Origin of the sequence: Brevibacillus sp. MS2.2 (assembly GCF_013284345.1) — a bacterium.
In the GTDB taxonomy this organism is placed as follows: Bacteria; Bacillota; Bacilli; order Brevibacillales; family Brevibacillaceae; genus Brevibacillus; species Brevibacillus brevis_C.
Window position 1 is genome coordinate 187,841 of sequence record NZ_JABSUZ010000004.1, and the last position, 25,938, is coordinate 213,778.

Consider the following 25,938-nt stretch of genomic DNA (forward strand, 5'->3'; position numbering starts at 1 on the left):
TTATAAAATAACTTACATATTTCACAGAATGAAGGAATAATTCGTAGAATTACGATGGGGGAAACAACTATTATGAAGTTGACGGTAAGGAAAAAGCTTTTTTTAGGATTTTTGGCAGTGTTATTACTTTTAGTAGCAGTAGCAGGGATTGGATTTTCTCAGATTTCTTCCATCGATTCCCGCTATGGGAGGATGATTGAAGATCGAGTCAATAAGGAGATGTTGTCCAAGGACATTATTGCAAGTGTCAGTGAACGACAAAAGTATGCACGTGGATATGTCATTGTAGGCGATGACAGCTACTTGACGGGGTATACAAAAGCAAATGACCGTTATATACAGCTTACAGCAGAATTGTTCCGTTTGGGCATGACTTCTGAAGGGCAAAAGCTCGTCACAGAGATGAACGAGCTGCATGCCAAACACGAGGAAATTATTGATCGGGTTGTAGCGTTAAAACAACAAAACAAGGTAGAAGAGTACACGCGCTTGGTCAGAGATGAATGTACGCCAGTCGGTGAACGGTTTATTCAAAAAGCCCAAGAATTTGTTGCTCTCGAACAGAAGCTATTGGAACAAGATATTGCCGAGCTGGATAGCGGTATTCAATCTACGAAGCTCCTGGTTGTCCTGCTTAGCTTACTTGCTCTTCTCACAGGAGCAGGTATCGCCTTCATGATTGGACGAGCCATTTCTCATCCGGTTTTACTGATCACGCATGCAGCCGAACAAATTGCCGCAGGGAACTTGGCCCAAGCAGATATTCAAATCAAGAATCGCGACGAAATCGGGGAACTTGCCCGCCATTTTTCCCAAATGAAGCACAATCTGCAAGATTTATTAGAACGAGTCTCCTTCCATTCACAACAAGTAGCCGCTTCCTCCGAGGAATTGACAGCCAGCTCCGAATTAACACGACAGACAGCAGAGCACGTTTCCCATTCGATCCAAGGTATAGCAGCAGGTGCTGAGCAGCAAGTACATGATGCAGAGAACGCCACACAGATTGCTGTGAGCATCTCGCAAGTTATGCAGCAAGTATCAATGAGCATGGATCATGCGATCAGCTCATCCGTTGAAGCGAATAAAACGGCAACCGAAGGCAATGAAGTGATTGCCAAATCCATCGAACAAATGAATGAGATTAATCAAAGAGTGAGCTCTTCTACCGAAGTGGTCAATATACTCGGCGAAAAATCAAAAGAAGTTGGCACAATCGTTTCGATTATCACGGAAATTGCGAGTCAAACGAATTTATTGGCGTTAAACGCAGCGATTGAAGCGGCGAGAGCGGGAGAACAGGGAAGAGGATTCGCAGTTGTAGCAGATGAGGTCCGCAAATTAGCAGAACAATCCGCGCAAGCAGCTTCGCAGATCGCTTTCATCATCGGGGATATTCAAAGAGATACGGAAAAGGCGATTCACGTCATGAGTCAAGGGGACGTAGCTGTTAAAGAAGGAGTCATCATGATCGAACAAGCTGGGGTTGCCTTCTATAAAATTTTGGGGGTAGTAGACGAATTCTCGAAAAGAACACAAGAAATGTCGGGACAAATCAATCAAGCCAATAACGGAACGGTTTCCGTAGTGGAATTTATAGAGGGAATTGCGCATGTTTCAAGAATGGCAGCGGAAAATACGCAAAGCGTAGTTGCTTCTGTACAAGAACAAACAGCTTCTATGGAACAGATTACGACCGCTTCCAGTACACTCGCTGAAATGGCAGAAGAGCTGCAGTATTCCATCCGTAAGTTTCAATTGTAGTGCGAGAACAGGCGGGGGTGTCATGTGTTTAATCAAATCAGAGATGTAAAGTATGCATTATCTGCATTGGAAGAGTCATCTGTCATTTCGATAACAGATGAAAAAGGAATCATCACCTACGTCAATCACAACTTCTGTCAAATATCCAAGTTTAGTAGAGAGGAATTAATCGGAAAGAATCATAACATCGTCGATTCCGGTTTCCATCCGCGAAACTATTTTAAATCGCTATGGGATACGATCAGCCGAGGAAAAGTATGGAAGGGCGAGATGAAAAATCGGGCAAAAGACGGTACGGAATATTGGCTGAGCATGACGTTGGTACCGTTCATGAACGACAGTGGATTCCTTTATCAGTACGTGGCAATCGGGACGGACATCACGAAACGAAAGCAGATGGAAGATTCTCTTTCAAAGACGATGAAGGACTTGCACGATATCAAAAACGCACTGGATGAATCTTCAATTGTAGCGATTACAGACGACAAAGGCGTCATTACTTATGTAAATGACAAGTTTTGTGAAATCTCCAGATACGAAGTGGATGAATTGGTTGGAAATACACATCGGGTCATTAACTCTCGCTATCATTCCAAGTCTTTTTTTAAATTGATGTGGGAAACGATCAAGCAAGGACGAGTCTGGAAGGGCGAAGTGAAGAATCGCGCCAAAAACGGTAATGAATACTGGATGAATACGACTATCGTTCCATTTTTAGACGACCGGGGCGTTCCGTATCAATATGTTTCGATCCGGACGGATATTACCGACCGCATTGAAGCAGAGGCAGCTTTGGCAGAAGCATTGCAGAACGATTTTCGCAGGACGGTCCAAAACTTGCAAAACTGTGTATTCAAGATCGTGACAGATCCGAGAGGGAACATCACCTACACCTTGTGTGAAGGGAAAATTGCGGAAGAGCTCGGGCTAACGTCTGAGAGGATGTTGAGAAAAACGTCGTATGAAATCTTTCCTTATGAGGTCGCAGAGCAAATGGAAAGCTATTTTCGCAGAGCTTTCGCTGGCGAGCCCGTTACCTTCGAACTGAAACTATCCGGAAAAGATTATTACATTACGTTGTCACCTATCGAGGAAAATGGAGAAATCGTGGAAATGGTAGGCTCCATGATTGACATCACCGAGAGAAAAAAGGCGGAAGAAACGATCCGCTACATGGCCCATTACGATTCCTTAACCAACCTGCCTAATCGAACGCTTTTTCATGAAAAACTGGCAGAGGCAATGCTCAAAGCAAAACAAAAAGATCAGAAAATCGGGGTCATGTTCATCGATTTGGATCGATTTAAAAACATAAATGATACGCTAGGTCACTCCATAGGAGATATCCTTTTACAAGCAGTAGCAAATCGTCTCATCGGTTGTTTGCGAAAAGAAGATTCTGTTTCTCGACTAGGCGGAGACGAGTTCGCCATCTTTCTCACAGGTGTCACACACAAAGAGGTTGGTGAAATTGCGCAACGAATCATCACGAGCATGTCCGAATCGATTACGTTAGACCATATCGAAATTTTTATCACACCAAGTATCGGCATCAGCATGTATCCGGATGATGGAGACGATATTGAAGCGCTGTTAAAGCATGCAGACGCTGCCATGTATTTGGCAAAAGAGCAAGGGAAAAATAATTATCAATTTTTCTCGGAGGAGCTACATCAGGTTTTAGCCAAAAAGCTACAGCTTGAAAGAGAACTGCGGAAAGCTTTGGATGAGAAACAATTTACGCTGCACTACCAACCGAAGATTCAGTTGCAGACGGGGCAGATCATCGGCATGGAGGCGTTGATTCGTTGGGAACATCCAGACCTAGGCCTCATCCCGCCTATTCAATTTATTCCGATTGCAGAAGAGACAGGCTTAATCGTACCTCTTGGGGAATGGGTAATGCGAACGGCTTGCCAACAGACAAAAGTGTGGCAGGAAGCAGGCTTTACACAGCTCGCGGTTGCGGTGAATATATCCTTACGCCAATTTATGCAAAACAATCTCATCGAGATGATTACCTCGATCCTTGAAGAAACAGGCTTATCTCCACAATACTTAGAGCTGGAAATCACGGAAAGCATGGCGCTAAATGTAGACTATACGATTCGGATTTTAAATCGCTTAAAAGGTCTCGGGGTAAGCATCAGTATCGATGATTTCGGGACGGGCTACAGTTCTTTGAGCTATCTAAGTCAATTTCCGATCGATCGGCTCAAAATTGACCAATCCTTTGTCCGGAATTTGAATCCACGGAATCAAGCGATTATTAAAACGATTATCCATATGGCACACAACATGAAAATTGCTGTTATTGCAGAGGGTGTAGAAACACACGAACATGTTGATTTTCTAAAGGAACAAATGTGTAATGAAGTCCAAGGGTACTTCTACAGTAAACCGCTGCCCGGAAAAGAAATCGATTCGTTCTTGCAGGCAAATCGTTATAGGGAATCAGGCAGCATGGTTTAAATGAGACCATCGAGATTTTACAAAAGGAAAGCGGTGAAGGAGCTTGGATCACCAGATACATGGGACGTACGACAGTTTCCTAGTGATACTATCTTATTTAATCGCGGTTGCAGCTTCTTTTTCTGCTCTCAACCTGGCAGCCAGAGTGAGTATAAGTAAGGGGAAGCATCAGCTACTCTGGTTGATTTTTGGTGCCACAACGATGGGGCTCGGGATATGGTCCATGCATTTTGTCGGAATGCTGGCACTTACCCTCCCCATTAAGGTTCTGTATGACATGGAGTATGTCATCCTATCTGTCATTCTTGCCATTTTTGTCTCAAGCATAGCCTTGTTTACTGTCACGAAAAGCAATCTCAATGCGAGACAGCTAGGTATCGCGGGAATTTTGATGGCTGCTGGAATATCTGGGATGCACTACGTTGGAATGGCCGCGATGATTATCGAAATTACATACGATATGTGGATCGTTATTTTATCCATTATTATTGCAGCTACTGCTTCAGCAGCGGCACTTTGGCTCTTGTTTTACTTTCGCCGTGATCAGTCGAAATATGCGTATCTATACAAATTGGGCAGCTCACTTATTATGGGAGCAGCAATCGCGGGTATGCATTACACCGGGATGGTTGCAGCGCATTTCTACGTAACGGAACTGCCGACAACCGAGGTAGAAACGCAGATCGAATCGGAGACCTTGGCCTATATCATTGTCTTGGCCACCTTTTTACTGATCGGCATTACATTGTTCGGCTTGTTTATTAATAAACGACTCTCGCAAAAAGATACGGTCATTCAGGAAAATGAAAGCTGGTATCGTTCCCTTTATAAAAATAATGAGTACGGCATTATTTCCTTAGATACAGGTGGCTGTATTATCAAAATGAACCCGGCTGTCACAAAGATTGGTGGACTGCGGGAGGAAGAATTCATCAATCAACACGTATCCAAAATTGGCATGCATATTGTTGAGGAGCAAAGGGAACTTACGAAAGATTCTTTCGCCCAGTCTTTTCAGCCCAATCGAAATAACTTTGAGACGACCATCTTTCATCCGAATGGAAAGCGTGTAGAGCTGAGTGTCCTCAATGTCCCGGTTGAGATTGAGGGAGAAGTGGTGGGGAATCACATCATTGTGAAGGATATTACCGAAGAGAATCGCGTGAAAGAAAAAATCAGGTATTTGGCTTATCACGATGAGTTGACCGATCTACCGAACCGAAGAAAGTTTAATCAAGTCCTTCATCAATCCATTGAAAAAAGTAGCCAAGATTCATCGAGCTTTGCCGTCATGGTTATCGACATCGATCGGTTCAAAATGATCAATGATTCCTTGGGACACTCCTACGGCGATATCTTTTTGCAGGGGGTCAGCGACAGAATCGTAAAGAGTGCGGAAGGGTACCACGCAACAATTGCCCGGATGGGTGGAGATGAATTTACCATCCTGTGCGAAACAGGAGCGGACCGCAGGGAAGCGGCGAGTTTAGCGGATAAGATCATTGAAGCGTTGAAACAGCCATTCTCGCTAAAAGACAGTGAGTTTTACATATCAGCAAGTATTGGAACAGCGATATTCCCAGACCACGGAACGGATGCTGTCGTGTTGCTCAAAAAAGCGGATACGGCCATGTACGAGGTGAAAAAACAGGGGAAAAATGGTCACCTGTTCTATACGCCCGAATTTGATGTTCAATTGCTGGAGAATATTGAGATAGAAAGTGATCTCAGAAAAGCTATTGAACGTAATGAGCTGGTAGTATACTACCAACCTCAATTTCATGCCGAAAGTAATCGCATGATCGGAGTGGAGGCGCTTGTCAGGTGGAATCATCCGACCAAAGGAATGCTTTCACCAGGAGTGTTTATCCCTATCGCTGAAGAGACAGGGTTGATCTATGAGATCGGTACATGGGTACTTCGCGAAGCGTGCAGGCAAATGAAGCAGTGGCATGATGGAGGGGGACCGTTGATACCCGTCTCCGTCAACTTGTCCTCCCATCAATTCCACCAAGGGAACCTCGTCCAGTACATCAAAAATATCCTCGAGGAAACCAAGCTTTCCCCACATTTTTTGGAACTGGAAATCACGGAGAGCATGATGATGGACCCGGCCGTATCGATCAGTATCCTGCACGAGTTAAACAAAATCGGAACGAGAATCAGTCTGGATGATTTTGGAACCGGTTACAGCTCATTGAGCTATTTGAAAAAGTTCCCGATCCACAAATTAAAGATTGACCGCTCCTTCATAACAGATCTGTCTCGAAATGATAACGATAAAGCCATTGTGGCCACCATTATTTCGATGGCGAAGCACCTGAAATTGGATGTGATTGCAGAAGGAATTGAAACGAAGGATCAGTTAGATATTTTGACAGAAAATCATTGCAAGGAAATTCAAGGGTACTATTACAGTCGCCCATTATCCGCGAATGAGGTGGAGCAAGCGTTTTTTGCTCCCATCAGAAATCATCTCAGCCAAGAAGCGTAAGGAAAACTCCCTGTCTTTTATAGATGGGGAGCTTTTCTTGTATGTACACAGCAGGAAAATATAAAATTGGGTATTGCATACCCTACAGGGGTATCGTAAAATGTATTCAAGATAAACTTCCCAAAAACAAAGGAGGATGTAAAATGAATGTCACCTTGAACGTACAAGGAATGTCCTGCAATCACTGCGTCATCTCTATAGAAGGTGCTCTTCAAAAACTAGACGGGGTTAGCAAAGCAACGGTAAGCCTTGCTGACAATCAGGTAAGCGTGACTTTTGATGAATCCGTTGTTTCGCTGGACAATGTGAAGGAGACCATTGAAGATCAAGGATACGATGTCGTTTAAGTAAGGTTGCGGGAAAGGCTGTGATTGTAGAATTGCAGCCTTTCTTAACCTGACAGTTGACCGAAAATTGCGAATTTAAATGTGTAGGAGGAATGCTTTTTGAAGCGTGTACAGTTTGCCGTAAGTCCAGAAATTCGTGTCGGTGGTTCTGTGTTTACTCCAGCAGATATGGTGACGATCGGTCAAATCGTTGGCGAGGATGCACAGATTGAACTTTCAACCTTTCAGCAGCTTATTGTCGAAATGAATGAAGAGAAGGCGGAGGATGCCAAACAAGCGCTGCGTGAAAAAGGCTTATGCGTGTACGAAACGGGCTCTGTCGTGAAGAATTTGTCTGTCTGTTCTTTTTGCAAAGGAGCAGAGATTGAAGGGCTAGAGGCAGCGAGAAATTTGAATGATACGATCGCAGGGATGGTCGTTCCCTTTACGATGAGAGTCGGTTATACGGGCTGCCCAAATGCCTGTGGAGAGCCGTTGGTAAAAGATATCGGGATCGTCAAGCGAAAAGAAACCTTTGAAATATACGTCGGAGGCCAATCGAAAACAATGGAGGCCAAAACTGCTGAGCTCCTGGTCGAGCAGGTGAAAGAAGAACAATTATCCTCCATCGTCCAAAGCATCATAACGTTGTATCAGACGCAGGGGAAAAAGAGAGAGAAGTTTTTCAAGTTCGTCGAGCGATATGGATTGGAAAATGTCCGAAAAGAATTGGGGCTGTCCTCCTGATCGATAGGTGAATATGGAACTTGCTACGTTTTGAAAATTTGGATTATAATCGAAGCGTATGTTTGCGAGGATGATTAGAGGAGGAATCTCATTGTCAAGTGCAGAATTGAACGTTGTCCAGTCTTGTCATACATCGGATCGAAACAGTCATCATTCAGAAAAAACCAAGCAAAACTTGCAGGCGCGCCTCAATCGGATTGAGGGACAGATTCGCGGGATTAAAGGCATGGTGGAGAAGGATGCTTATTGTGATGATGTCTTGAATCAAATTGCTGCGGTACAATCTGCCTTAAATTCAGTGGGACGTATCCTTTTGGAAGGTCATATGAAATCCTGTGTGATTGAACGCATCCAAGAAGGGGACAGCGCAGTAATTGACGAGCTGTTAACCACAATGAATAAGCTGATGAAATAAAAAGCTTCAGAAATGAAGCTTTTTTATTATTGCGAAATATAGGTTAGTGGGGTATAGTATTTTCAAGTCAGAATATTTTCATAATACAGAAAATATCAATCATACGGGATGACAAGGGAGATGAAAAAATGGGCAAGAAAATGTTGCTGTTAGGTGTATACGGCATGGAAGTGGTGGAGAGTGGCGGTGCTCTTGCCATTAACGTGAACAATGGAGGGGAATCGTACGCCTCGATCATGCTGTCTAGCGAAAAATCACGCCCGCAGGTTACAGAGGCGGCAGCGGTATTGGGGGTTCAGATGTATTTTCCCGGCTTTCAATCCGGTTATGTAGATGTCAGTCCGGAATCCAAGAAAAAGCTCGTACGGATTATCCGGGAAGTGAAGCCAGATATTATCGTTACACAGGACCCGGAGCATTCCTTTCACGACTTGGACCCAGACCGTAGACAGGCCATGATTTTGATTCTGGAAAGTATCGCATTGGCAAGCCGGGAGTTTGCCTTAGATGAAATGCCTGGCTTGGAAGCTCACCCGATCCCGACGATCTATTACATGACTCCGCATCATCCCAACTGTGTCGTTGATATTTCGTCGGTCTGGGAACAAAAAAATCGAGCGATGGATGTCTTGCACAGTCAGATGGAGTTCAGTGGCCGACATTTTGAAGAAGCAGTCGATGCGAAGGCAATGGAGGCTATCGTTCCCGGGTTTTCCGCGTTACCCTCTGACTACGAAAAGGGAAGAGCAGTACACAAGGTACTCGATGAAGCCATTCACGTTTATCACAGTTTGGCAACACATGGTCATTTTGCATTAGCTGAAGCATATAAACGTGATGGGAACTTCCATTTGAAAGAACTGATCAACGAATAGGAGAGAGATATCGGATGAAGCATTATCGAATCGGGATGATATGGCTGCTCATCGCTCTGTTTTCCACGTTGTTCGCTATTCCGGCAGGTGCCGAGAATCACAGGGAGGTGAAGCTAGGGATCACACAGGATGAACGCTCCTTGAATCTGTACACATACAATACCGGCTTTCCTGGACTGGAGCTGGTCAATCTTCTTTACGACCCGCTATTTATCCTCGATAAAAGCAACAAACCCATTCCTTGGCTGGTCAAAGAATTCACGGTATCCGAAGACGGCAAGCAATACAAAATGATTTTGCATGACCAAATCTTGTGGCAGGACGGAAAGCCTTTGACCTCTGAGGATGTGAAGTTCACCTATGAATACTTGTTGAAATATAAAAAATCCCGCTTTACAACCCCGGCAGCACTCGTGAAAACCATTCAAACACCCGACCCAACCACCGTAATCATGGAGCTTGAGAAGCCTGAGCCAGATTTCTTCATTCAACCTCTCGCAGATTTGCCGATTCTTCCGAAACATATTTGGAGCTCTGTGACTGATCCTGATAACTTCAACAATTCCTTGGGAAGCGGTCCTTTCATTTTAGAGGATTACAAAAAGGATCAATTTTATAAGCTGAAAGCGAACCCGCAGTACTTTAAAGGAAAACCGGAAATCGATACGTTAGTCATCCCCATCATCGCAGAAGCTAACGCCATGTTTACAGCATTAAAGGCAGGGCAGCTAGATGTTATCAGTCGTAGAGTCCAGCCGGAACTCGTCAAAGAGTTTGAAAGCAATCCTTCTATTAAAGTGGAAAGAGGCCCCGGTTTTGCTACTACGTTTCTCCAATTCAACGCCGAAAAGTTCCCGATGTCCGATCAAAAATTTCGCCAAGCGATAAGTCTTGCTATCGATCCGCAATACTTGGTAGATACGGTTTTGCTCGGTTTTGGCACAAAAGGAAGTCCCGGCTTTATTCATCCAGCTACTTCTTCTTACAACAAGGCGGTCGTACATAAAACTGATGTCGAACAAGCCAAATCGATTCTTGAACAAGCAGGCTATAAAGACACGGACAATGACGGCCTGCGAGAGGCGCCAGATGGCAAAAAGCTCGAACTCGTCAATCTGGTCCAATCAAACAATCCCTCTAGCATACGCGCTGCCGAAATCATTGCCGGATGGATGAAAACGATCGGGATTGATATGAAAGTTCGACCGATGGACCCCGATACCGTGATTAGTCTTGTCTGGCCCGAATATGATGTCACCAAAGGCCGGAATTATGACATGACGATGTTTGGCTGGTCGACTACGATGCAACTGTTCCCTGCCAGATTAATTGACTTGTTCCACTCTGATCTCGCTGGTATGGGGGGAACCAATATAGGCGGTTTCAAAAGTGCAGCGTTTGACAAGCTGGCTGAGCAGCTCGATGCTACATTGAAACCGGAAAAACGCCAACAGATTATCAATCAGATGCAAGGGCAGGTAGCCAAAGATTATCCGATCGTACCTTTGTACTATGCAGAGGAAATTAGTGCGTACAATCCCGCTAAATACAACGGGTGGGTATTCCAGGATGGGAAAGGCATCATCAACAAGCTCTCCTTTGTTAAAAATGGCGAAAAAGCTGCTGTGACAGCAGGACAGCCAGCAGCAACACCTGCAAGTACAACGCCTGCCGCTGCTACAGAAAGTGCTACATCTGCACCTACCCAAAATGCGAATACAGGAAAAGGTACGACCTCGATCGTGACCATTCTCATCATGATCGTCATTGTAGCGGGTGGATGGTATTTGCTCAGCAGAAGAAAAACGAAGAGCGAACGCTAAGCATGTTGACAGCTTCCCCAGCAGTAATGCTCCTCACTGTTATTGCGGGGGAACCATTTGTTCCTGTTGATCATCGAAAGAAGAGGTGTACTCATGACCCGATTTCTAACAGGCAAGGTCACTCAATATATTTTCGTTATTTTTATTATGCTGACACTGAACTTTCTCCTCCCACGTTTGATGCCAGGCAGTCCCCTCGCGTATATAGCTGGAGAAGACATCATGCTCATGACGACAGAAGAGAAGGAGGCCATATTAGAGGCACACGGATTGAATAAATCACTCTTGGAACAATACGTTATCTATTTGGGGAATATGGCGACGATGGATTTCGGCTATTCCTACCAACAAAAGATGCCAATAACGCAGTTGATTTCGGAGCGGTTGCCGTGGACACTGCTGTTAACTGGACTGAACTTAGTAATATCTACCTTGTTAGGCGTCATTTTTGGGACGATATCTGCCTGGAAATGGGGGAAAAGAAGCGATGTTAGTCTCTTGACGATTTTTATGTTTTTAAGCGCGATGCCATCCTTCTGGCTGGGCATGATTCTGGTAGCGATTTTTGCCGCACAATGGGGGCTGTTTCCCATTTTTGGCGCGCAGACGGCATGGAGCAATCTCACAGGCTTAGATCACGTTACCGACATCGCCCATCATCTCGTTTTACCTCTGGTGACACTCGTATTGATCACCGTTACGACAACCTATATGACGATGCGCTATTCGATGCTGAACGTGCTGGGCGAGGACTACATTATGATGGCCAGAGCCAAAGGCGTAAAAGAAAAAATGATCAAATATCGTCACGCGATGCGGAATGCGTTACTCCCGGTAGCTACGGTTTTTATGCTCAGTCTCGGTAATATTTTTGGAGGGGCAACGGTGATCGAAACCGTGTTTGCCTACCCAGGTATCGGCAGGCTGATGTTTGAGGCCGTTTTAAGCAGGGACTATCCGGTAATACAGGCTGCTTTTCTTATCATTACGTTGAGCGTAGTCATCGCCAACTTCCTAGCAGACATCTTATACCCGATTCTCGATCCAAAGGTGGGAAGGAATAATGGATAAAGGAAAATGGCTACAATACTGGACCATTTTTCAATCGAGCCGACTCGGGGCGATTGGTAGCATCATCCTTCTTCTATTTGTCATCGTTGCGCTAGCGGCACCATTCCTAGCACCTTTTGACCCGGACGAACGTGTAGACGCGCCATTTCTTCCGCCAGGCGGAGATTATGTACTCGGAACCAATGACGTTGGACAAGACATCTTTAGCGAGCTCTTATACGGCACGCGCATTTCGTTGACGATCGGTATTTTAGCTGCATTGTTTTCTATCTTGCTCGGTTCTCTTGTGGGGATCGTTGCGGGTTACTTCGGGGGAAAAATCGATTCTGCTCTCATGAGACTGGTAGATTTGGTACTCGTTGTGCCTTTTTTGCCTTTGATGATTTTGCTCGCCGCGTTTATTGGTCCGAGTTTTTGGAATCTCATTTTCGTCATTACCGTATTGACCTGGGCATCTCCTGCTAGGGTGGTTCGCTCACAGGTCCTTACGATAAAAATGAAAGGGTTCGTGGAGGCCGCGCGATCAATTGGCAGCAGCGCTCCTACCGTGATGTTCCGTCATATTTTGCCGGGAGTTGTACCGATTGCTTTATCGCAATTTATCATGGCGGCGAGCAATGCCATCCTGTTGGAGGCTTCCCTCAGTTTTCTAGGGCTGGGCGACCCTTTGAATAAAAGCTGGGGAACAACCCTGTATTATGCACAGGCGAGAAGTGCTTTTTTGACGGATGCATGGCTATGGTGGATCTTGCCACCGGGTGTGTTAATTACAGCGCTGGTTATCGGCTTTGCTTTTGCTGGCTACTCGCTGGAACAAATCTTTAATCCTCGGCTGCGGAAAGGGTGACTCGCCATGAATAAAGTTCTCGTCGTCGAAAATTTGCACACACACTTTTTTACGGCAAATGGTGTAGTAGAAGCGGTTGAGGACGTTAGTTTTCACCTGGAAAAGGGGGAAATGCTCGGGCTGATCGGAGAGTCTGGCTGCGGGAAGTCCACCGTGATTCAGTCCATTCTGCGATTGCTTGAATACCCGGGGAAGGTCATGAGCGGGAAAGCCATGCTGGGGGGAGTCGACTTGTTGCAGGCGCCAGCAGAGCAGATCGAAAAGCTCCGCTGGAAATCAATTTCTGTTATTCCCCAAAGCGCGATGAATGCCTTAAATCCTGTATTTACGGTCGGGGAACAAATTATGGAAGCGATTTTGTTACACGAAAAAATAACGATGGAGGAAGCGATTCGACGAACCGAACAGCTATTGGAAATGGTCGGGATTCCAAAGCAAAGGCGTAAGTCGTTCCCACATGAATTCAGCGGAGGAATGAAACAGCGTGTAGCCATAGCGATGGCACTAGCCTGTAATCCGCAGGTCGTCATCTCGGATGAATCGACGACCGGACTGGATGTTTTGACCCAAGCGCAGGTCATCGCGATTTTGAAAGATTTGCAAAGATCCATGGACTTGTCCATTATTCTTATCTCCCACGACCTGCCGATGGTGACAGCCATCTGTGAAAGGATTGCCATTATGTATGCGGGCAAGATTGTGGAATGTGGGACAACAGAACAATTGATCACGAACCCAAGACACCCGTACTCACAAGGTTTGCTCGCTGCCACTCCCGATATTAATGACCCCGAGAAAGAATGCCGTTCGATTCCGGGGACAGTACCGCTGCTCATAAACCCGCCCAACGGCTGCAGATTTCATACGAGATGTCAGCATGCGCAAGACAAATGCAAGGTAGCGTCACCTCCATTAAGAGAAGTGCATGAAGGGCATTTTGTATCCTGTTTTGTAGGAGGGTAAGACATGGCAATCACGCAAAAGTCGCAATCCAACGATGAGTTGGTAACGGTGCAAAATCTGGTCAAACGTTTTGAAAAGAAGCAGGGGGCGTTTTTTCGCAGCAAAAAGACGACGGTCTATGCAGTAAACAATGTGAATTTCTCTATTAAAAAGGGGGAGATTCTCGGGATCATCGGGGAGAGCGGATGCGGGAAAACAACAACGGCTCGAATGATTATGCGGCTTACAAAAGAATCATCCGGTCAAATTCTTTTTGATGGGCAAGATTTGTGTCGATTAGGGGAACGGGCAGTGAGGGGAATTCGGCAAGAGATGCAAATGATATTTCAAGACCCGTACGATTCATTGAATCCGGGAATGACCATTCTTGAAATCTTAATGGAGCCGCTCCATGCTCATCAAAAAGCGAGTACCTTCGAAAAGAAGAGGGAGCAAGTGCTTCAAATTCTCAACCATATCGAGCTTAGACCTGCCGAAAGCTATTTGCAACGATATCCGCATCAGCTAAGCGGGGGTCAGCGGCAAAGGATTGCAATCGCTCGAGCCCTGATTTTAAAACCAAAGTTCGTTGCGGCTGATGAGCCGACCTCCATGTTGGATGTGTCGGTCAGAATGGGCGTTTTGCAGCTATTAAAATCATTGAAAGAAGAAATGGGTCTGACGATGCTGTTTATTACCCATGACCTGTCGACGGCTGCCTACATGTGTGATCGGATAGCTGTCATGTATCAAGGGAATATCGTCGAGATCGGACCCACCCATGAGATTCTGTATCAACCCTCTCACCCTTACACACGCGCACTCGTAGCTGTAGTCTCCGATCTCAATCATTTTCTCAAACACAGGCAAGAACTAATAATAGATGGGGAAGTGCAGAATGAAGGAATCCAAAAAGGATGTCCTTTTCTTGTTCGCTGCCCCCATCAGGTTGAACATTGCCGCAATACGGTACCAATGCTAGAGCGCATCTCATCCGACCACTATGTTTCATGTATTCATCAACAGGGGGAATATGAGAGCACAAAGGCTACCAATAGGCATGCGAACTAGAAAATGTGCGAGCCCTCTCGACAGCAGTCAGAGGGTTTTCTTGTTCGTTATGTCCTATTTTGTTGGCGTAGGACATACTTTACAATGAGGGGAATATACTAGGGGGTGGTATCTTGAGCGCGGTGTATCAGGTCCTGATCTACGTCGGTTTCGCTTACGTTTGCTTCACATGGTTTATATGGCGACGAAAGCAGGGAATCGATCATATGCAAGGCATGATGAGCACGATGTCTGTCAGTATGATGATTGGCTTGATCGGAGGGTTGATCCTTGGCGATGTTTACAGGGGAGACCTGTATGTATCCACCATGTGGGGAATGCTGGCAGGTGGACTGTCTGGTTTTCTCCTAGGAGTTCCATTGTCGATCCTGAGTATTGTGGAAGGAATCTTATCGGGCGTCATGGGCGGGATGATGGGTGCCATGTTGGGAGAGATGGTTCCCGGTGAAAAAGTAGAGCCTCTTTTGTTTGTTTTCGTCATGCTCTATACCGTATGTATGCTGCTCGTAGCCAAGCTGATTGATTTTCATAAAAATGAAACGAAGCGGTCCTCCTTTTTTCATCATCCTGCTACGCCAGCAGTGTTGTTGCTTGCCGTCTTCTTCTGGTTTCAATCATTGCCGTTTCCATCCCCGGCTCTTTATGCAGATGATCGCGCGACAGAAATCAACCTCACAGCCGTAGACTTTTCCTATAAACCGAACCAATTTATCGTGAAAAAAAATACGGAGATCAAAGTCGTCTTTCAAAATGATGGCAATGTAGAGCACGATATCGAGGTGGTGTCTCATGGAAAAATCGTAACGATTTCAGAATCAAGCATGGAACATCATCATGGAGCAATGGCTGATGGCGTGGTTCATTTGCACGCCAAGCCAGGAGAGTCAGTTGAAACCGTGTGGAAGGCATTGGAGGAAGGAACTTATGAATTTTATTGTACGATCCCTGGACATAAAGAAAGCGGCATGATAGGAAGCTTGCAAGTGACGGGATGAAGGAAAGGAGAGGCGAATCTTGCCTTTTTTTTCTTCTTCATAGTTTCCTCACAACCTGTCAGTAAAATAAAAGAAAAGAAAGACCTATTCGGAGGAGAAGCATGGATTGGTATTCGTACTTGTATCAATATGGAGCATGGATCAGCAAGCCCTTTTCCGATTTGTATTACGGAATGGGCGAACAAGCACCGTTGATTGGAGCGTTGTTGCTCGGGATCGTCGGGGCGTTTGCACCGTGCCAGTTATCAGGGAATGTGGCTGCTTTTACTGTGTTCGGAAAGAATGTCGTCGTTAAAGGTGGCTTTCGTAGTCATGTTTGGATGTTCATCCTTGGCAAAGCAGTCGTGTATTCCGCTTTGGGAGCAATTGTATTTGCGTTCGGCGAACAACTTTCTACACAAGCGATCCCTCTGTTTCAGTGGGCGAGAAAATTATTAGCACCGATGTTTATTTTGATTGGATTGTTCTTAATCGGATGGATTAAACTGCCATTTCTACATACGCACTCATTTGAAGAAAAAATCAAGCGTTTTTCGGAGCGATTTGAGGGAAAGACACAATCCTTTTGGCTTGGCGTTGCCTTTTCCCTCGGGTTTTGTCCGACGATGTTTTGGCTCTATTTTGGACTAACAATGCCCTTGATGTTCACGAGCTCGTTCGGTCCGATCATTCCCACTGTATTTGCACTTGGCACGGCGCTGCCGCTCCTCATCGTTTTACTGCTGTTAGCCGTCGCAAGTGATAGCTCTTCTCTGATGAAGAAAACAAGGAAATGGGGTACAGCAACGCAAAAATTGGCTGGAATCGTGTTTGTCCTGCTCGGTATTTCGGATTTTATGGCATTTTGGTAAGGCTGCAACAAGATAACATACGAAAAGGTGGATCGGATGAAAAAGATATGGTGATTGTGGATTTGCGCGAGCCTGAGCTGTTTGAAGAGAGAAGAGTCCCCTATGCCATTAATATTCCTTTTGCAGAGATCAATGAGAAATACAGAAGCATTCCCACAGACAAAAAAGTCGTTTTCGTTTGCCATACTGGCCGGATGGGAGTAGAAAGTGGAAATCTTCTGCTTGAAAATGGCTACATGGATGTTGCGAATCTGGACGGTGGCATGGCGAAATGGACTGGACAGGTGGAATCGTAGATGTTAACCGCTTTCCTTTTTTGGAGGAGAGCGGTTTCTTCGTTTTGGAGGGATTAATCACGCCTACTGGGTGGGCTGCATAGTGTAGTCATGAAGGAACAGACATTGCAAGTTGGAGGAGGATATTGGCATTGCATTCGCAAACACGCGACTACTTTCCGTACGTTGGTCCCTATGATCCATGTCCGCCGATTCGGGTAAAGACGTACCAGGTGCCCCCTCAGCTGTTTATGACGTTTCAGCCGGAGAACTTACCGCAATATAGCCCGATGGAAGCGTTGAAATTAGGTACGTTATGGCCAGCACTTTTTAGCCCCTATGATCCCAGACTGAGTCATTTGGGGAGGGGGCACTCATGACAGCTGAAAATAGATTTGGCGATGAACAATATTACGCATTGCTTGAACAGCTGCAAGCGATCGACTTTGTACTGGTAGAGCTCAGTCTTTATTTAGATACGCATCCCACCGATCAGAATGCGCTTCAGCAGTTTAATGATTTAACGGAGCAACGCTGGGTTTTGGCGAACGAATATGAGAATTTGTACGGGCCTTTGCAAAATCTTGGCCGCAGCTATTCAGGCTATCCGTGGCAGTGGAATGATGATCCATGGCCTTGGCAAGTTTAGAAGAGAGGGATAACGACACCGATGTGGATCTATGAAAAAAAATTGCAGTATCCGGTTCGTGTCAGTAAGTGCGATATAAGAATGGCGAAGTATTTGATTGAGCAATATGGAGGGGCGGATGGTGAGCTGGCAGCCGCACTGCGCTATATGAACCAGCGGTATACGATCCCGAATAAAGTGGTCGGATTATTAACGGATATCGCTACCGAAGAGTTTGCGCATCTCGAAATGATTGCCACGATGGTGTATAAGCTGACCAAAGACGCGACTGTCGAAGAGTTGAAGGAAGCGGGATTGGGTGAGCATTACGCCAATCATGATCGGGCGCTCTTTTACAACAATGCCAGTGGTGTACCGTGGACGGCAGCCTATATCGCTGCCAAGGGAGATCCGATCGCGGATTTGTATGAGGATATCGCGGCCGAAGAAAAAGCCCGTGCGACGTATCAATGGCTGATTGACATGACCGATGATGTTGATTTGCAGGACAGCTTGAAGTTTTTGCGAGAGCGGGAAGTCGTTCACTCGATGCGTTTTCGCGAGGCTGTAGAGATTTTGAAGGAAGAGCGGGATGCGAAGAAGATATTTTGAGGGAAAAAAAGAGAGCTGGAGGGCTCTCTTTTTGTTTTTATGGCTGCTGCGGTTCATTGGCAGGTGGAATGACTATTATGAGAAGGCTTCTCCCTCACACATCCATAATAATCGGCAGGATCATAGGTCTGCGCTTTGTTTTGGCATATACGAATTTCCCAATCGATTCCCTCATGCCTTGCTTCAAGCGGTTCCACTGACTCACATTCGCTTCCTGCAAATTGGTGATCACCTCGGATGCAATGCGAGTCGCTTCTTCCAACAGGCCCTCTGATTCCGGAGCGTGAATGAATCCGCGAGAAATAAGGTCAGGACCTGACAAAATTTTGCCGTCGGTTTTACTGCGCGTCACAACGATCACGAGAATGCCATCTTCCGAAAGATGTTTGCGATCCCGTAATATTCCATTCCCTACATCACCGATACCTAAACCATCCACCAAGGTATTTCCGGCAGGGATTTTTCTTTCCTGCACAGCCACACCATCCTGAATATCCACGACATCTCCGTTATTTACAATGAAAATGGACTCGATATCAACGCCGACGGATTCTGCTAACAGACGATGTTGATGGAGCATCCGATACTCACCGTGAATGGGGATAAAGTATTGTGGCTTCATGAGAGTGAGCATGAGCTTCAACTCTTCTTGGAAGCCATGGCCGGACACATGCATGCCTGTCCCAGAGCCATATATAACGTTGGCACCCATAATAAACAAGTTGTCGACGATGCGGGCTACATTTCGTTCGTTCCCTGGAATGGGGGAAGAAGAGAGGATGACGGTATCACCGCGTTCTACTTTCACGTGCCGATACCCGGAGGTCGACAACCGGGATAAGGCTGCCATCGGTTCGCCTTGGCTTCCCGTGCATAGAACAGCGACACGGGCTGGATCGAGCTCGTTCACTTCTTCTACTTCTACCAGCATGTCATCCGGTATATGTAAATAGCCTTGTTCCGATGCGATTTTGACCACATTGACCATACTTCGGCCCAACAAAGCAAGCTTTCGATTCGTCGCTTCTACGGCATCAATGACTTGTTGCAGGCGGTATACATTGGAAGCAAATGTCGAGACAAATATTTTCTGCTGTGCCTTACTGAATGCTTCTAATAGACGATCGCCCACGTGTTTTTCTGATGGAGTAAAGCCTGGGCGCTCCGCATTGGTACTCTCCGACAACAAGGCCAATACACCTTTTTGCCCGATTTCAGCCATTCTGTGCAAATCGGGGGATTGCTTATGCACCGGCGTTAAATCAAATTTAAAATCGCCCGTATGCACAATAGAGCCTGCTTTTGTCTCAAACACGACACCCAAGCAATCAGGAATGCTATGGTTCGTCTGAAAAAAGCTGATCGTGAGCGAGCCTAATGAAATAGTAGAGTGACGGTCGATGGAGATGAGGGTGGTCTGATGAAGCAAATTATGCTCCTTCAGCTTCAATTCGATAAGTCCTAATGTTAAGCGGGTACCGTAAACAGGGACGTTTAATTGTCGTAAAAAATAGGGAATGCCTCCGATGTGATCCTCATGCCCATGCGTGACAATCAAGGCTCGGACTTTTTCCTGATTTTCCAGCAGATAACTAATGTCTGGTATGATCAGATCAATTCCTAAATAACTCTCATCCGGGAACTTCGAGCCACAATCAATGAGGACAATTTCATCCCCGCATTGAATCCCGTACATGTTTTTGCCGATTTCATATACTCCTCCTAAAGCAAAAATAGAAAGAGTTTCATTCCGTGCATTCATATGTAGTCACTGACCTCCCCAGAGCTTCTTGTGGTTACTTTTACCTATTGGAAAGCTGAGTATGTATGATAACTAGTTAGATCATGAGGAAAAAATGGATGAATGAACCAATCAGGTGTCGGGCACACTGGGGTAAGACTCATTTTGGAAGGGAGCAGCTCCGGTGAAAACCAAACGATTTCTTTTCCGCTTGTTTCTATTGATTGCCATTGCGGCTGGTGTGGAATGGTTTGTGTACGCGAACCAACAAGCGCAAACCGAAGTGGTAGTTGACGAGTCGCACGCTCATCATGCGGCGCCGACACTCGCTGTGACGCATACCCTTGTGAAGGATGATTTGCAACTCAAATTGGCCGTTACGAATTTCTCTTTTTCCCTCGAAAACATGGGGAAGGAAAACAAGCATGGAGAAGGGCATGTTCATCTGTACCTCGACGGCAAAAAGATCGCCAAAGTATTCGAGCCTAGCTATGTCATGAAGGATATCTCGGCTGGGAAGCATGAAGTCAAGGTAGAATTGGCCCATAATAACCACGAGTCGTATGGTGTTGCAGAGAGCTTTTCCATTGAGGTAAAGCCCTGATAAGCAAGGGTAACTGTTGGGAAAAGGAAAAAAGCCGACTTCGATACGCCTTGTGGCTTTCGAACTGTCGGCTTTTTTCATGGATAGAGATAGACTAGCGCATATGCACACTGACTTTTGCTTGCTGGTCTGGCAGGGCAATCACCAAAGTCGGATAGCTGATGACTTGTGTTTTCATCGAACCTGGAGCTGGTGCTTGTACCCGAACGTGTACGGCAAAGGCATGAGGACCTGTCCGCTTGACTTGGTCCGCCACTAAACGATATCCTCCTGTAGGGCGCTGTCCTGCACCCACGACTACATAGGATTTTCCATTGGCACGAACAATGGTGTGTCCGCCATTTTTACGAACTTTCTTCAAAGCTTCCTGCACAGCCGGCGGATAGGGAGCAGCAACGGCCTCGTAAGCAGCATCTGCTTGTACAGCCTCTTTCGCCACAGGCTCAGATACGGTAGGATGTTGAGGTGACAAGACTTGTGTACCCGTTACTGCCAAGGTTGCTGTTAAGAGTAAGCTAGGAAATACATGCAACATCAAGATCCCTCCAATTGGTAAAAGTAATGAATCGAACATCATATAGACTGAGGTGACAGGCGTGCGTGTGAAGGATTCGCTGGAATACCTGTCCGAATCAACGCGACAAGCGATTCTACATGAACAGACCAAACGATATCAGATTGACGAAGAGCAAGATTTAACAGCGAGATTATTGGACCCCGCTTTTATTGGGCAAGTATGGGAACAGGCAGATGAGCTGGAACGAACCGTTATCCGGCTTTTCGTAACCAAAGCGACGAGAGGCTTTTTTAGCAAACGAACTTGGGAACGCGAAACGGCAAAAGAGCACAGACATCTGTCAGTCGGCTTGACGAAATTGCGACGGCTTGGACTGATCTTGACTGTACGGAAAATGTGGAGTGAGATTGGCTATTTGATGCCACAAGAGGTTCGAGAGCAGTTGACAAATCAAATGCTGCCGGAAGCCTCCCTGGCTTTTGTTTCTCTTTCAAAAACGCTCCCTTATTATATATCAGCAGGCAGAGGGATACAGCTGGATCTTTTTGGGCTTCTGTTGTTTATTCGAGACAACCAAATTCCCATTACGCAAAGAGGAAGTATTCATCGCAGGATGTCGCAAAAAATGCTGCCACTTCTCTCGTTTACAGACGAGCATGTAAAAGGAATCGTGATTCCGCCGCTCGATCAGGAACAAAGAGAGGGTTTATCCTTGACCATTGTTCTTGATATTGCGCTCAGACTGGGCTTGGTGCATAGAGAAGAGCGAGAACTCGTGCTTGATCTCAATCGAACGAAGCAATGGCTGCATCAACCGCCGCTCGTACGTTGGGAAGAGATGTACCAACTGGTCATGGAACAATTTTTGCCGCATGGCGACTGGTGGGAATTTTTCATTCAATTGATGAGACAGGTTCCTGTCGAGCAGTGGTGTTCCATTCATGAGCAATTGCGCATGCTAAAAGAAGCAGGATTCCCTTTGCCCGAGCATGCAGGGGAGCTCATTGTGGAGCAATGGATGCATTTGCTGTTAGGCTTGGGATGGATTCAGCTTGGGCTGGACGAGGAGCGAGGGGTTTTTTGGCGTTGGAGCAGCTTGCCGCGATTATCGTCGGAGGAAGGCTGGTTTGTAGACCCTACAGGTGCCCTTACAATCCCTCCACTTGTTCCGTTGCTGGATGTATGGGAAATCAGCCGATTTTGCCAGCTCCAATTTGATGGGCAATTGATTCGGGGTGAATTGCAAGCAAAGCTGTTGCAATCGTATTTGGCACAAGGAGGGACGGAGGAGCAAGTCATCGAAAAGCTCCGTGCCTCCTGTGTTCATCCGTTGCCTGAGAGCTTGATTGAAGTTGTCAACCAATGGGCGAGAACAGCAAGGCAGATTCAAATGGAGCCGTACTTCCTCGTTCGGACAGCACATGCTGGATTTCTGGAGGAATGGCGCGAAATTCCTGACTTTCGCTCATTCCTTACCCAAGTGATATCGCCGACTTCGTTTTTGATTCCGTACTCACAGGAAAAAGAACTGATCCGTTTACTTCGTCACTTCGGTTATGAGCCGCAAGTGCTGTCACATGTTGCTAGCGCAAGCAAAGAGCTCCAGCCGCACCAAAACAGTCAAGCGGGAAATAAAGGCTTGCTTCTCATCGAACGACCTTGGGACGGATATGCTATAGAAAACACGTTTCCTGAGCAAAATGAGCAAATCGCAGCACTACCCAAAATGTGGACGAAGCATTTCCAATCGTATCATCCACAATCCATGCGGGATTTGTTTAAGCGCGCAATAGAACTGAAGCTGGAAGTCGAGATCCAGCAAAGCGGAAAAGAAAAGCTGCGAGGGCTACCGACAGAAGTACGCCTGGAAATGGGGTACTGGATGGTTACGATTGCCGGACAAGGCGGCAAACAGGGTTACCGTCTCGACAACATTGAGCGAGTGCGCATTGTAGTGCCTGAATATCTGTACTAAGGGTGTGCATCGTGATACAATCAGGAATGACGTAAAGTTTTCTTGCTTTACGGCGAAAGGAGGTCTCGCTTTATGAAAACATTGGAGGCTGTGGATATGTCACAGTTGATCATGGAGTCTCATGAGCTGTCCACGATGATTAACCAATCGCGCGAGGTCTCGGAGTATCTGGAGGCCAAACGCCAAATGGAAGCAGATGAGGAAGTGCAACGTCTGCTCGTCGTGTTCGAGGCTAAGAAGGAACAGTACGAAGATGTGCAACGGTTCGGGAAGTATCACCCGGATTACAATCATATATCCAAAGAAGTACGGGAACTGAAGCGCAACATTGAACTGAGGGATTCCGTACAGGCATTCAAGCGAGCAGAGGATGCTCTGGATGAGCTCTTGTATCAGGTGAGTAGAACCATTGCTCATTCTGTATCGGAAACGATCAAGGTACCGAGCAACAATCCATTTTTAGAGGCGCAGGGTAGTGGTTGCGGGACAGGTGGAAGCTGCGGCTGTAGTGTGAAAAAGCCATCGTAATTTACGTTGTTCCCGGTTCATTTTGGCGCAGCAAAAAGCAGTCTTCACAAAGATTGCCACAGCAAAATTGCTTTTCGTCAGGTACGCGAAAGCGGAAGCGATACACATGCTGCGCGTCATCAGAACGCACGTAAATGCATTCTGGCTGTAATTTGGTATCAGTGGTCAGACGCTCTCCTGTCTCCATGAGCTGCTTTGTCAGCATAGGAGCGGGGAGCGTACTGCATACATAGAAAAAGAGCTGGCCAGCATATGTTCGCCAACTGCTATGGGTCACGATATTTTCGCGGTGAAGCGCTTCCTCGAATTGATGATAAAACGTAGCCAGCATAGACCACGATTCCTTTCTGTAATTAGCTTTCACCAGTAAGTATACCACGATTGGGAAGGAGACCGACGGCCAAACATGAGAGAGCGACGTCTGGGGGTCGCCGTGTGGGTGAAAAACACGCGTGCCGCCAAAAATTTACGCAAATTTGGCACCATTCATTACATCTCCAAACGCTTAAATTACGTTTCGATGTATGTGGATGCCAATTTGTTGGATGAAACGATTCGCATTATGGAAAAGCTGCACTTCGTAACAAAAATTGAACGTTCCCATCGCCATGAGATCCCGGTAGAGTACAACAATGCCAGACCGGATAAGGCAAAGGAATACGATTATAAACAAGAGAAGAACCAGGTAATGGCACTAGCAGAGACCTTACAGACAGAAGAAAGCAGTCAAGCAACCGTTGGTTCGACATAAGTTGTTCATTAGCTGCCATTTTTCGGCAGCTTTTTTGCTTTTGTTAAACTGGCGTACATGGTATGCTAAAGTGGAAGAAAACGAGAAGCCACGCGTATGAATGCGTTTTCAAAAGATAGATTAGCGAAAGAAAGGTGAGCATACATGATTCATCTGGATATTAACTGCGATATGGCAGAGGGCTTCAGCAGAGGTCGACAATCAGAGGATTTGGGGATTATGAAATGGATCACCTCCGTTAATATTGCTTGCGGATTGCATGCAGGGGACCCCCATATTATTTGCAGAACAATCGAAGCTGCACTCAAGCATGACGTGAAAATCGGGGCACATCCTGGTTATGCAGATATTCAAGGCTTCGGACGTCGTTCGATGAACTTGTCTGTCAATGAAGTGTATGAACTGGTGCTGTATCAAATTGCAGCCTTGGCTGGGACTACAAAAGCACTTGGCGGGGAGCTGCACCATGTGAAATTGCATGGCGCACTTTATAACGAAGCGGCTGAACGCCCAGAGCTCGCTGAAGCGGTTGTCCAAGCCATTGCGGATATTGATGAAGAACTGATCCTCTATGCACTGTCTGGCAGCAAGCTTGTAGAGGCAGGCTTGGAACACGGGCTTCAGGTGGCAGAGGAAGTATTTGCAGAGCGGGCTTATTTGCCGAATGGTCGATTGGCCCCGCGTGAGTTGGAAGGTAGCGTGCTGATCAGCAAGGAAGAGCGCATGGAGCAGACACGACAGCTCGTTTTAAAACAAAGAGTAATGACGGTCAATGGCGAGCACATTGACTTGGCGGCCGATACCCTTTGTGTCCATCACGAGAGCCATGACGTACTGCAATTCCTTGGCGAAGTACATAAGTGGGCAAAGCAAAACGATGTGAAAATTGAACCAATCACAGCTCGATAGTAAAAAGCCATCCAGCAATGCCATCCCATTATCGGGAAATGGACGTTGCTGAATGGCTTTTTTCATGTTTCCGTTCTTTGATTGTGCCGTTATCGATCAGCAAAATGACATCTGCGAGCTTCTCGGCCTCTTCACGATCATGGGTGACCAGCAGAAACGGGATGTTCCACATGGCGTGAAGGCGCAGCAACTCATCCTGGCATTGTTTACGCGTATCCGCGTCCAGCGCCGATAAAGGCTCATCAAGTAGCAGGATGTCTGGTTCAGTAGCCAGTGCACGTACGAGTGCCACCCGTTGTTTTTGTCCTCCGGATAACTGGTGAGGATATTTTTGCAGTAGATGATCGATGCCCACTGTGGACAACAATGGGGCTAAATTGAGCTCATGTCCTTTTTTCAAGCCGTATCGAACATTTTGCTCGACCGTCATGTGAGGGAACAGCGCATAATCTTGAAATAAATACCCGATGTTGCGTTTTTGTACGGGAAGCGGCTTCTGTCCTTCGCGATAAAAAACGTTCTCATTTAATTGGATCACGCCCGTATCAGGATGTACCAGACCTGCAATACTGTTCAATATCGTTGTTTTACCAGAGCCGGATGGTCCGAACAATACGACAATTTCCTTCTGTACCGAAAAGGACACATCCAAAATAAAATCAGGCAAACGCTTCTGTATGTTGACAAAGAGCATTTACCAATCAC

Annotated in this window: 27 protein-coding genes; 23 read left to right on the plus strand and 4 right to left on the minus strand. The window is 46.2% G+C overall.

What is annotated here, in order from left to right; all coding sequences use genetic code 11:
• Positions 1 to 72: 72 nt before the first annotated feature.
• The 18 genes from HP568_RS05235 (at position 73) to HP568_RS05320 (ending at position 18,208) form a co-directional block, all read left to right on the plus strand.
• Positions 73 to 1,764: a methyl-accepting chemotaxis protein gene (locus HP568_RS05235; RefSeq protein WP_173628521.1), complete on the plus strand. Its 1,692-nt coding sequence runs from the start codon at positions 73 to 75 to the stop codon at positions 1,762 to 1,764.
• Positions 1,765 to 1,788: 24 nt separating this feature from the next.
• Complete coding sequence (locus HP568_RS05240) at positions 1,789 to 4,236, plus strand: bifunctional diguanylate cyclase/phosphodiesterase (RefSeq protein WP_173628522.1); 2,448 nt, start codon at positions 1,789 to 1,791, stop codon at positions 4,234 to 4,236.
• Positions 4,237 to 4,279: 43 nt separating this feature from the next.
• Positions 4,280 to 6,730, plus strand: a complete 2,451-nt coding sequence (locus HP568_RS05245) for a bifunctional diguanylate cyclase/phosphodiesterase (RefSeq protein WP_173628523.1) — start codon at positions 4,280 to 4,282, stop codon at positions 6,728 to 6,730.
• Positions 6,731 to 6,873: 143 nt separating this feature from the next.
• Positions 6,874 to 7,077: a copper chaperone CopZ gene (copZ, locus tag HP568_RS05250; RefSeq protein ID WP_007725825.1), complete on the plus strand. Its 204-nt coding sequence runs from the start codon at positions 6,874 to 6,876 to the stop codon at positions 7,075 to 7,077.
• Between the two features lie 99 nt (positions 7,078 to 7,176).
• Positions 7,177 to 7,803: an NAD(P)/FAD-dependent oxidoreductase gene (locus HP568_RS05255; RefSeq protein WP_048032482.1), complete on the plus strand. Its 627-nt coding sequence runs from the start codon at positions 7,177 to 7,179 to the stop codon at positions 7,801 to 7,803.
• A 91-nt stretch (positions 7,804 to 7,894) separates the two neighbouring features.
• On the plus strand, positions 7,895 to 8,218 hold the full coding sequence (locus HP568_RS05260; protein ID WP_016739861.1) for a metal-sensitive transcriptional regulator: 324 nt from the start codon (positions 7,895 to 7,897) through the stop codon (positions 8,216 to 8,218).
• 128 nt (positions 8,219 to 8,346) lie between these two features.
• Positions 8,347 to 9,093 carry a PIG-L deacetylase family protein gene (locus tag HP568_RS05265; RefSeq protein WP_173628524.1) on the plus strand — a complete coding sequence of 249 codons (747 nt, stop codon included), beginning with the start codon at positions 8,347 to 8,349 and terminating at the stop codon, positions 9,091 to 9,093.
• 14 nt (positions 9,094 to 9,107) lie between these two features.
• Complete coding sequence (locus HP568_RS05270) at positions 9,108 to 10,916, plus strand: ABC transporter substrate-binding protein (protein ID WP_173628525.1); 1,809 nt, start codon at positions 9,108 to 9,110, stop codon at positions 10,914 to 10,916.
• A gap of 93 nt (positions 10,917 to 11,009) precedes the next feature.
• On the plus strand, positions 11,010 to 11,987 hold the full coding sequence (locus HP568_RS05275) for an ABC transporter permease (RefSeq protein WP_173628526.1): 978 nt from the start codon (positions 11,010 to 11,012) through the stop codon (positions 11,985 to 11,987).
• On the plus strand, positions 11,980 to 12,834 hold the full coding sequence (locus HP568_RS05280; RefSeq protein ID WP_173628527.1) for an ABC transporter permease: 855 nt from the start codon (positions 11,980 to 11,982) through the stop codon (positions 12,832 to 12,834). The genes HP568_RS05275 and HP568_RS05280 overlap by 8 nt, the downstream gene beginning before the upstream one ends.
• A 6-nt stretch (positions 12,835 to 12,840) precedes the next feature.
• On the plus strand, positions 12,841 to 13,797 hold the full coding sequence (locus HP568_RS05285) for an ABC transporter ATP-binding protein (protein ID WP_173628528.1): 957 nt from the start codon (positions 12,841 to 12,843) through the stop codon (positions 13,795 to 13,797).
• Positions 13,798 to 13,800: 3 nt separating this feature from the next.
• Entirely contained in the window at positions 13,801 to 14,847 is a 1,047-nt protein-coding gene (locus HP568_RS05290; RefSeq protein ID WP_173628529.1) for an ABC transporter ATP-binding protein, read from the plus strand.
• Positions 14,848 to 14,969: 122 nt separating this feature from the next.
• Positions 14,970 to 15,842 (plus strand): cupredoxin domain-containing protein, encoded by an 873-nt coding sequence (locus HP568_RS05295; protein WP_048035780.1) that lies wholly within the window; start codon positions 14,970 to 14,972, stop codon positions 15,840 to 15,842.
• Between the two features lie 101 nt (positions 15,843 to 15,943).
• A complete protein-coding gene (locus tag HP568_RS05300) occupies positions 15,944 to 16,693 on the plus strand; it encodes a cytochrome c biogenesis CcdA family protein (RefSeq protein ID WP_173628530.1) in 750 nt (249 codons plus the stop codon).
• Positions 16,615 to 16,989, plus strand: a complete 375-nt coding sequence (locus HP568_RS05305) for a rhodanese-like domain-containing protein (RefSeq protein ID WP_173628531.1) — start codon at positions 16,615 to 16,617, stop codon at positions 16,987 to 16,989. The genes HP568_RS05300 and HP568_RS05305 overlap by 79 nt, the downstream gene beginning before the upstream one ends.
• Before the next feature lie 131 nt (positions 16,990 to 17,120).
• On the plus strand, positions 17,121 to 17,348 hold the full coding sequence (locus tag HP568_RS05310) for a spore coat associated protein CotJA (protein WP_082195911.1): 228 nt from the start codon (positions 17,121 to 17,123) through the stop codon (positions 17,346 to 17,348).
• Complete coding sequence (locus HP568_RS05315) at positions 17,345 to 17,617, plus strand: spore coat protein CotJB (RefSeq protein WP_173628532.1); 273 nt, start codon at positions 17,345 to 17,347, stop codon at positions 17,615 to 17,617. Before HP568_RS05310 ends, HP568_RS05315 begins: the two co-directional genes overlap by 4 nt.
• 21 nt (positions 17,618 to 17,638) lie before the next feature.
• Positions 17,639 to 18,208 carry a manganese catalase family protein gene (locus tag HP568_RS05320; protein ID WP_048032490.1) on the plus strand — a complete coding sequence of 190 codons (570 nt, stop codon included), beginning with the start codon at positions 17,639 to 17,641 and terminating at the stop codon, positions 18,206 to 18,208.
• A gap of 94 nt (positions 18,209 to 18,302) precedes the next feature.
• Here HP568_RS05320 and HP568_RS05325 read toward each other — a convergent pair whose 3' ends face one another.
• The gene (locus HP568_RS05325; RefSeq protein WP_173628533.1) at positions 18,303 to 19,970 is read right to left on the minus strand and encodes a ribonuclease J; all 1,668 of its coding nucleotides are present in this window, start codon (positions 19,968 to 19,970) and stop codon (positions 18,303 to 18,305) included.
• 163 nt (positions 19,971 to 20,133) lie between these two features.
• Between HP568_RS05325 and HP568_RS05330 the strand changes: the two genes are divergently transcribed.
• Positions 20,134 to 20,553, plus strand: coding sequence for a hypothetical protein (locus HP568_RS05330; protein WP_173628534.1), 420 nt, complete (start codon positions 20,134 to 20,136; stop codon positions 20,551 to 20,553).
• Positions 20,554 to 20,647: 94 nt separating this feature from the next.
• On the opposite strand, the gene HP568_RS05335 is transcribed toward HP568_RS05330, so the two are convergent.
• Positions 20,648 to 21,088 carry a protease complex subunit PrcB family protein gene (locus HP568_RS05335; RefSeq protein WP_017247956.1) on the minus strand — a complete coding sequence of 147 codons (441 nt, stop codon included), beginning with the start codon at positions 21,086 to 21,088 and terminating at the stop codon, positions 20,648 to 20,650.
• A 61-nt stretch (positions 21,089 to 21,149) separates the two neighbouring features.
• On the opposite strand from HP568_RS05335, the gene HP568_RS05340 reads away from it, so the two are divergent.
• Both HP568_RS05340 and HP568_RS05345 read left to right on the plus strand, forming a co-directional pair.
• On the plus strand, positions 21,150 to 23,045 hold the full coding sequence (locus HP568_RS05340) for a hypothetical protein (protein WP_173628535.1): 1,896 nt from the start codon (positions 21,150 to 21,152) through the stop codon (positions 23,043 to 23,045).
• A gap of 72 nt (positions 23,046 to 23,117) precedes the next feature.
• A complete protein-coding gene (locus HP568_RS05345) occupies positions 23,118 to 23,573 on the plus strand; it encodes a YlbF/YmcA family competence regulator (protein ID WP_048032495.1) in 456 nt (151 codons plus the stop codon).
• 1 nt (position 23,574) lies between these two features.
• Here HP568_RS05345 and HP568_RS05350 read toward each other — a convergent pair whose 3' ends face one another.
• Positions 23,575 to 23,904, minus strand: coding sequence for a hypothetical protein (locus HP568_RS05350; RefSeq protein WP_173628536.1), 330 nt, complete (start codon positions 23,902 to 23,904; stop codon positions 23,575 to 23,577).
• A 75-nt stretch (positions 23,905 to 23,979) separates the two neighbouring features.
• On the opposite strand from HP568_RS05350, the gene HP568_RS05355 reads away from it, so the two are divergent.
• A complete protein-coding gene (locus tag HP568_RS05355; RefSeq protein ID WP_007725782.1) occupies positions 23,980 to 24,324 on the plus strand; it encodes a YlbG family protein in 345 nt (114 codons plus the stop codon).
• 144 nt (positions 24,325 to 24,468) lie between these two features.
• Positions 24,469 to 25,233 carry a LamB/YcsF family protein gene (locus tag HP568_RS05360; RefSeq protein ID WP_047068803.1) on the plus strand — a complete coding sequence of 255 codons (765 nt, stop codon included), beginning with the start codon at positions 24,469 to 24,471 and terminating at the stop codon, positions 25,231 to 25,233.
• A gap of 28 nt (positions 25,234 to 25,261) precedes the next feature.
• On the opposite strand, the gene HP568_RS05365 is transcribed toward HP568_RS05360, so the two are convergent.
• On the minus strand, positions 25,262 to 25,927 hold the full coding sequence (locus HP568_RS05365) for an ABC transporter ATP-binding protein (protein ID WP_048032497.1): 666 nt from the start codon (positions 25,925 to 25,927) through the stop codon (positions 25,262 to 25,264).
• Between the last annotated feature and the right edge of the window lie 11 nt (positions 25,928 to 25,938).